Here is a 6,452-nt window from a genome sequence, read left to right on the forward strand (position 1 = left end):
GATCTGGGGCGTCGCCGCCTTCAGCGGACCATTGCTCGGCGCGATCATGACCGAGCTTTTGTCATGGCGCTGGGCCTTCGGCATCTTCACCCTCGGCGGCGCAGCCATGGCGCTGGCAAGTTTCATCGTGCTCGACACGCCGGAGGCGACGAGGCCGAAGGCGAGCGCAGGCGGGGCGCCGCCCTTCCCGTTCGCGGCCCTTGCCTGCCTTGCCGTTGCCGTGGTGCTGATCGCCTCGGCCGGCGTCGACATCGCCTTGCTGCGCTCTTCGCTGCTGATGGCCTTCGGCCTCATCGGCCTGCTGCTGTTCTTCACCATCGACGCGCTGAAGCCGCTTTCGCGGCTGTTCCCGGCGCGGCTGTTCTCATGGCGCACGCCGGTCGGCGCCGGCATGACCATGGTTGCCGCTTTTTCGGTGGCCACCTGTTCCTTCGGCGTCTACGGGCCGCTGCTGCTGACCAGCCTTCACGACATTCCGCTGCTGACCACCGGCTACATCATCGCCGCCGAATCGATCGCCTGGTCGATCCTGTCGATCCTGGTCGCCAACGCGCCGCCGCGGCGCGAGCGGCTGATCATCATCGGCGGCGCGGTGATGATCGCGGCCGGCATCGCCGGCTTTGCCTACACGATACCCCTGGGCTCCATCCCGCTCATCCTGATCTGTGCCCTGTTGCAAGGCGGCGGCTTCGGCATCGCCTGGCCGTTCCTGACACGCGTCATCGTCGCCTCCGCCCCGAAGAGCGAGCAGACCATCGCCTCGGCGGCGGTGCCGACCATGCAGCGCATCGGCTACGCCGTGGGTGCAGCCCTTGCCGGCATCGTCGCCAATGCCAGCGGCTTTTCGCAAGGTTTGAACCACGACGCGGCGGCGAATGTCGCGTCCTGGCTGTTTCTTGCCTTCGTCCCGCTCGGCATTGTCGGCTGTCTCGCGGCCTTGCGGGTTTCCAAGCCGCTTGGCCAGCAGCTGGAAGCTACTGGCTAGAAGCGCCCAACCCGCTCATTCGACCTCGCGCAGGCGGTAGCCGACGCCGGTCTCGGTGGTGATGTAGCGTGGCTGGTCGGGGCTCTTCTCGATCTTCTGCCTGAGCTGGCGCACATAGACCCTGAGATACTGCACGTCGGACGAGTCGCCCCAGACCTGCTTCAACAGGAAATGGTGGGTCAGCACCTTGCCGGCGTGCTGCACCAGCATGCGCAGGATGTCGTATTCCTTCGGCGACAGCTTTACCTCCTTGCCCTCGACCTTGACGATGCGCTTGACCAGATCGACGCTGAGATCGCCGGTCTGGAAAATCGGCTTCTCTCCCTGCTGCTGGAACTTGTGGCGGAGCGCCACGCGGATGCGTGCGACCAGTTCGTTCATGCCGAAGGGTTTGGTGACATAGTCGTCGGCGCCGAGCTCCAGGGCCTGGACGATACCGGCCTCGTCGGTCCGGCTGGACAGGATGACCACCGGAATGTCGAGGCCGTCGTCGCGCCATTTGCGCAGCAACTCATGGCCGCTAATGCCGGGCAGGCCAAGGTCGAGCAGGACGAGGTCCGGCTTCTCCGCCTCCATCAGCTCGATGGCCGCCCTGGCATTCGGCGCCTCGCTGATCGCGTAGCCCTGGCTGCCGAGGCCGACGCGCAGCAGCTTGCGGATCGGCGGCTCGTCATCGACGACCAGTATCCTGACGTTCGAGTTTGTCATGCCAGGTCACCCACATCGTCGGTATTCGAAGCGTCGAAGTTGGGCGGATTTGCCGGCTTGGGCATTTTGATGGTGAAGACCGCGCCCGAACCGTCGGTCCGGTTTGCCGCCGTGATCGTGCCACCCATCGCCTCTATGAAGCCGCGGCAGATCGACAGGCCGAGCCCGGTGCCGGCGCGGATCTGGTCGCGCTTGCGCACCCGGTAGAAGGTGTCGAAAATCCGTTCCAGATCGCCGGGAGGAATGCCCGGCCCTTCATCCATGATCTGCAGCAGGACGGAGCCATTGTCGGTCCAGCCCTGGACGCGGATCGTCGAGCCGGCCGGGGCATATTTCGCCGCATTGTCGAGAAGATTGAACAACGCTTGCTCGAACAGCACCGGGTCGACCTTCAACATCGGCAAATCCCTGGGGATGTCCGTCTCGATCTTGTGCTCGCCGATGATTTTCCTGGCCCTTTGCAGGGCGGAGCCGACGATGTCGCCGACATAGTGAAAGGCGTAGTTCGGCTCCATCGCGCCGGACTCGATCTTGGTCATGTCGAGCAGATTGGCGATGAAGCGGTTCAACCGCTCGGATTCGTCGAGCACCGTCGACAGCAGTTCGGCCCGATCCGGTTCGGGAAGTGCTGCTGAAAAATCCCGCAGCGTGCCGGCGGCGCCCATGATGGCGGCGAGCGGCGTCTTCAGATCATGGGAAATGGAGGTGAGCAGCGCCGAGCGCAGCCTGTCCGCCTCGGCGGCGAGCTTGGCCCGGTCGACGTCGGCGACCAGTTGGATACGCTCGATGGCGACTGCCGCCTGGTCGGCCAGTGCGTCGAGAAGCCGCTGCTGCTCGGGCGTCAGCAACGGTCCCTGCTTGTCGTTGTCGAGGCCGACGACGCCGATGGCCGTGCGCCCGGTCCGCAAGGGCAGATAGAGGCGCTTGGCACCCGGAAGCGTGTCGGCGCCGCGACCTGCGGCACGATTGTGCTCCCAGGCCCAGCGGGCGGCGGCGATGTCGGCTTCGGCCAGCGTGTCATCAGGCGGATAGCCGGCCTTGACGGTGATCGTCCCGTCTTCCGGCAAAAGCAGCACCACGCGCAGCTTCAGCATCGAGGCGATCTGGAAGGCGGTGGCCCAGAGGACGTCGTCCAGCGTCCCGGCGCCGGCGAGCTTCTTCGAAAAGAGGTAGATATCCTCCGTCGCCCGCGCCCGCGAGCGGGCGGCGACCGCCTGGCGCTGCACGCGCGCCGTCAGATTGCTGGCAATGACCGCAACGACGAGAAAGACGCCAAGCGCGACGATGCTCTCCGGATCCCTGATCGTCAGCGTATAGCGCGGCTCCAGGAAGAAATAATTGAAAGCAAGGGCGCTGACGAAACAAGCATACAGAGCCGGCCACAGGCCGCCGGTCACCGCCGATGCCAGCACCCCGATGAGCAGAATGATCGCCAGATTGCGAACGTCGAGAAACTGATCGAGAAGGACGGCGAAGGCGAGCGAGCCGATGACAAAGGCCGTCGCCTTGAGATAGGGCCAGATTTCGAACTGCCACTGCTCGTCGGCCGCCTTGACGCTCCGCGACGCCGCCTCGGTGCCGCGTTCGCTTCCCGAAATGACATGGACGCTGATATCGCCGGCATTGCGGATGAGATCGTAGGTGAGCGAGCCTTCGATCAATTCGCGCCAGCGCGACCGGGTCGGCCTGCCGACGACGATATGGGTAAAATTGTTCGCCGTCGCATAACGCACGATGTCCTGCGCCACATTCTGACCCGGAATGGTCGTCACCTCGGCGCCAAGCTGCTGGGCAAGGCGCAGGTTCGTCGCCAGCCGGTCCTTGTCATTCTCGGGCATGCTGGCCGAGCGCGTGCTGTCGACGTGCAGCGCCGTCCACGGCGCACGCAGCCGGTCGGCCAGCCTGCGCGCATAGCGCACGCGGGCCGCTCCTCCAGGTCGCGCGTCGAGGCAGACGAGGACCCTTTCGCCTGCCGCCCACGGTCCTGGAATGGCGTGCGCCTGCATATGGATGAGCAACTGGTCGTCGACACGCTGCGCGGTGCGGCGCAGCGCCAGTTCCCTGAGCGCCGTCAGATTGCCCGGCGAGAAATAGTTCTCGATCGCGCGCTGCGCGGTGTTGGGGAAATAGACCTTGCCTTCCTCGAGCCGCTTGATCAGGTCGTCGGGGGTGAGATCGATGATCTCGACATCGTCGGCCTGGTCGATGATGGAATCGGGAACCGTCTCGCGAACCCTGACCTTGGTGATCTGGGCGACGACGTCGTTCAGGCTTTCGACATGCTGGATGTTAAGCGTCGTATAGACGTCGATGCCGTGCGTCAGGATCTCCTGGACGTCGAGGTAGCGCTTGGGGTGGCGGCTGCCGGGCGCGTTGGTGTGGGCGAGCTCGTCGACAAGAACCAGCGCCGGGCGCCGGGCGAGGATGGCGTCGATATCCATCTCGTCGAGGATACGCCCCTTGTAGTCGACCTTGCGGCGGGGAATGACCTCATAGCCCTCGACCAGGGCCGTTGTTTCCTTGCGGCCATGCGTCTCGACGACGCCGATCACCACATCCACGCCGTCGGCCAGCCTGGCGCGGCCCGACATCAGCATCTCATAGGTTTTGCCGACGCCCGGTGCCGCGCCGAGGAAAATTCTCAGGCGGCCGCGACCCTCCCGCTCGGCATGGTCAAGCAGTGCGTCGGGCGAGGGTCTGGTGTCGCTGCTTCTGTCGTCAGGCATCGGGATCGATCATGGATGGCGCCGGGGGTACTGTCGATCCCCGGCCGCCGCCATTCACTCTTTCGCTACGTCCAGCGCAAGGTTGAGGCCAAGCACATTGACCACAGGCTCGCCCATGAAGCCGAGTTCCCTGCCCTCGACTTGGGCATCGACAAGCGCCTTGACCCTGGCTTCCTCGATGCCCCTGGCCTTGGCCACCCGAGCGACCTGGAAGTAGGCGGCTTCCGGGCTGATGTCGGGATCGAGGCCACTGCCGGACGTCGTCACCAGATCCATCGGAACAGGCTGGTTCGGGTTTTCCGCTTTCAACTTCTCGGCGTCGCCCTTGATGCGGTCGATCAGCTTGGGACTGGTCGGGCCGAGATTGCTGCCGCTCGAGGAGGCTGCATTGTAGCCGTCGCCGGCAGCCGAAGGGCGGCCGTGGAAATACTTGTCGCTGGCAAACCCCTGGCCGATCGATTCGGAGCCGATGATCTTGCCGTCCCTCTCGACCAGGCTGCCATTGGCCTGCCGCGGAAACAGCGCCTGGGCGATGCCGGTCATGCCCAGGGGATAGATCAGGCCGGTCAGGACCGTGAAGAAGACGATCATGATGATCGCGGGTCTTATCTGGGTGAGCATGGAGATGTTCCTCAAAGCAATTCCAGGAAAAGTGTGAAGCGGTTTTCCCTAGGGAATTGCGTTAAAACAAAGAGTTAAGCGAGGCCAAGCGTGGTGACGATCATGTCGATCGCCTTGATGCCGACGAAAGGCACGATGAGGCCGCCGAGGCCGTAGACGAGAAGATTGCGGCTGAGCAGCGCGCCGGCGCCGATGGCCCGATATTTGACGCCCTTCAGCGACAGCGGGATCAGCGCGATGATGATCAGCGCGTTGAAGATGATGGCCGACAGGATGGCACTCTGCGGCGTCGCCAGATGCATGACGTTGAGTGCCTGCAGCGGACCGGTCGTCTGTCCCGGTGCGACGTAGAAGACGGCGAACATCGCCGGGATGATGGCGAAATATTTGGCGACGTCGTTGGCGATCGAGAAGGTCGTCAGCGAACCCCGCGTCATCAAGAGCGCCTTGCCGATCTCGACGATCTCGATGAGCTTGGTCGGATCGCTGTCGAGATCGATCATGTTGCCGGCCTCGCGGGCGGCGACCGTGCCGGTGTTCATGGCGACACCGACATCGGCTTGCGCGAGGGCCGGCGCATCGTTGGTGCCGTCGCCGCACATGGCAACCAGCTTGCCCTTGGCCTGTTCGTCGCGGATCAGCTTCAGCTTGTCCTCCGGTGTGGCCTGGGCGAGGAAGTCGTCGACGCCGGCTTCCGCGGCGATCGCCGCCGCCGTCATCGGGTTGTCGCCGGTGATCATCACCGTGCGGATGCCCATGCGGCGCAGTTCGGTGAAGCGCTCCCTGATGCCGCCCTTGACGATGTCCTTGAGGTGGATGACGCCGAGCAGGCGGCCGTCGCGTTCGACCGCCAGCGGCGTGCCGCCGGACTTGGCGATCTCGTCGGCGATGGCCTGGAGATCCCTGACGGTATCGCTGCCGGGCCGCGTGGCATGGGCTGCGACCGTCGATTGGTTGACATGGGCAAGCACGGAATCCACGGCGCCCTTGCGCACCGACGAACCATCGATGTCGACGCCGCTCATACGGGTCTGTGCTGTGAAGGGCACGAAGGTGGCGTGCAGCGTTGCCATGTCGCGGGCGCGGATGGCGTATTTCTCCTTGGCCAGCACGACGATGGAACGGCCTTCCGGCGTTTCGTCGGCGAGCGAGGCAAGCTGGGCCGCGTCGGCCAGTTCCTGTTCGGTGACGCCCTTGACCGGGCGGAACTGCGTCGCCTGGCGGTTGCCGAGCGTGATCGTGCCGGTCTTGTCGAGCAGCAGCGTGTCGACGTCGCCTGCGGCTTCCACGGCGCGACCCGACATGGCCAGCACGTTGAATCGCACCAGGCGGTCCATCCCGGCGATGCCGATGGCCGAAAGCAGCGCCCCGATCGTGGTCGGGATCAAGGTGACGAACAGCGCCACCAGAAC

Annotated in this window: 5 protein-coding genes; 1 reads left to right on the forward strand and 4 read right to left on the reverse strand. The window is 64.8% G+C overall.

All coding sequences use genetic code 11. From position 1 onward, the window contains the following. A partial coding sequence (locus EN969_RS12275) for an MFS transporter (protein ID WP_127419148.1) occupies window positions 1-985 on the forward strand: 985 nt, incomplete at its 5' end. 15 nt (window positions 986-1,000) lie between these two features. Here EN969_RS12275 and EN969_RS12280 read toward each other — a convergent pair. The 4 genes from EN969_RS12280 to kdpB form a co-directional block, all read right to left on the reverse strand. Further along, window positions 1,001-1,693 carry a response regulator transcription factor gene (locus EN969_RS12280; protein ID WP_063168979.1) on the reverse strand — a complete coding sequence of 231 codons (693 nt, stop codon included), beginning with the start codon at window positions 1,691-1,693 and terminating at the stop codon, window positions 1,001-1,003. Beyond that, the gene (locus EN969_RS12285) at window positions 1,690-4,419 is read right to left on the reverse strand and encodes a sensor histidine kinase KdpD (RefSeq protein WP_063168980.1); all 2,730 of its coding nucleotides are present in this window, start codon (window positions 4,417-4,419) and stop codon (window positions 1,690-1,692) included. The genes EN969_RS12280 and EN969_RS12285 overlap by 4 nt, the downstream gene beginning before the upstream one ends. A gap of 54 nt (window positions 4,420-4,473) precedes the next feature. Continuing rightward, window positions 4,474-5,040 carry a potassium-transporting ATPase subunit KdpC gene (gene kdpC / locus EN969_RS12290; protein WP_063168981.1) on the reverse strand — a complete coding sequence of 189 codons (567 nt, stop codon included), beginning with the start codon at window positions 5,038-5,040 and terminating at the stop codon, window positions 4,474-4,476. Window positions 5,041-5,114: 74 nt separating this feature from the next. Further along, on the reverse strand, window positions 5,115-6,452 hold a 1,338-nt coding region (kdpB, locus tag EN969_RS12295; protein ID WP_127419149.1), incomplete at its 5' end, for a potassium-transporting ATPase subunit KdpB.

This window comes from Mesorhizobium sp. M7A.F.Ca.CA.003.01.2.1 (assembly GCF_003998945.1).
Taxonomy (GTDB): Bacteria; Pseudomonadota; Alphaproteobacteria; order Rhizobiales; family Rhizobiaceae; genus Mesorhizobium; species Mesorhizobium ciceri.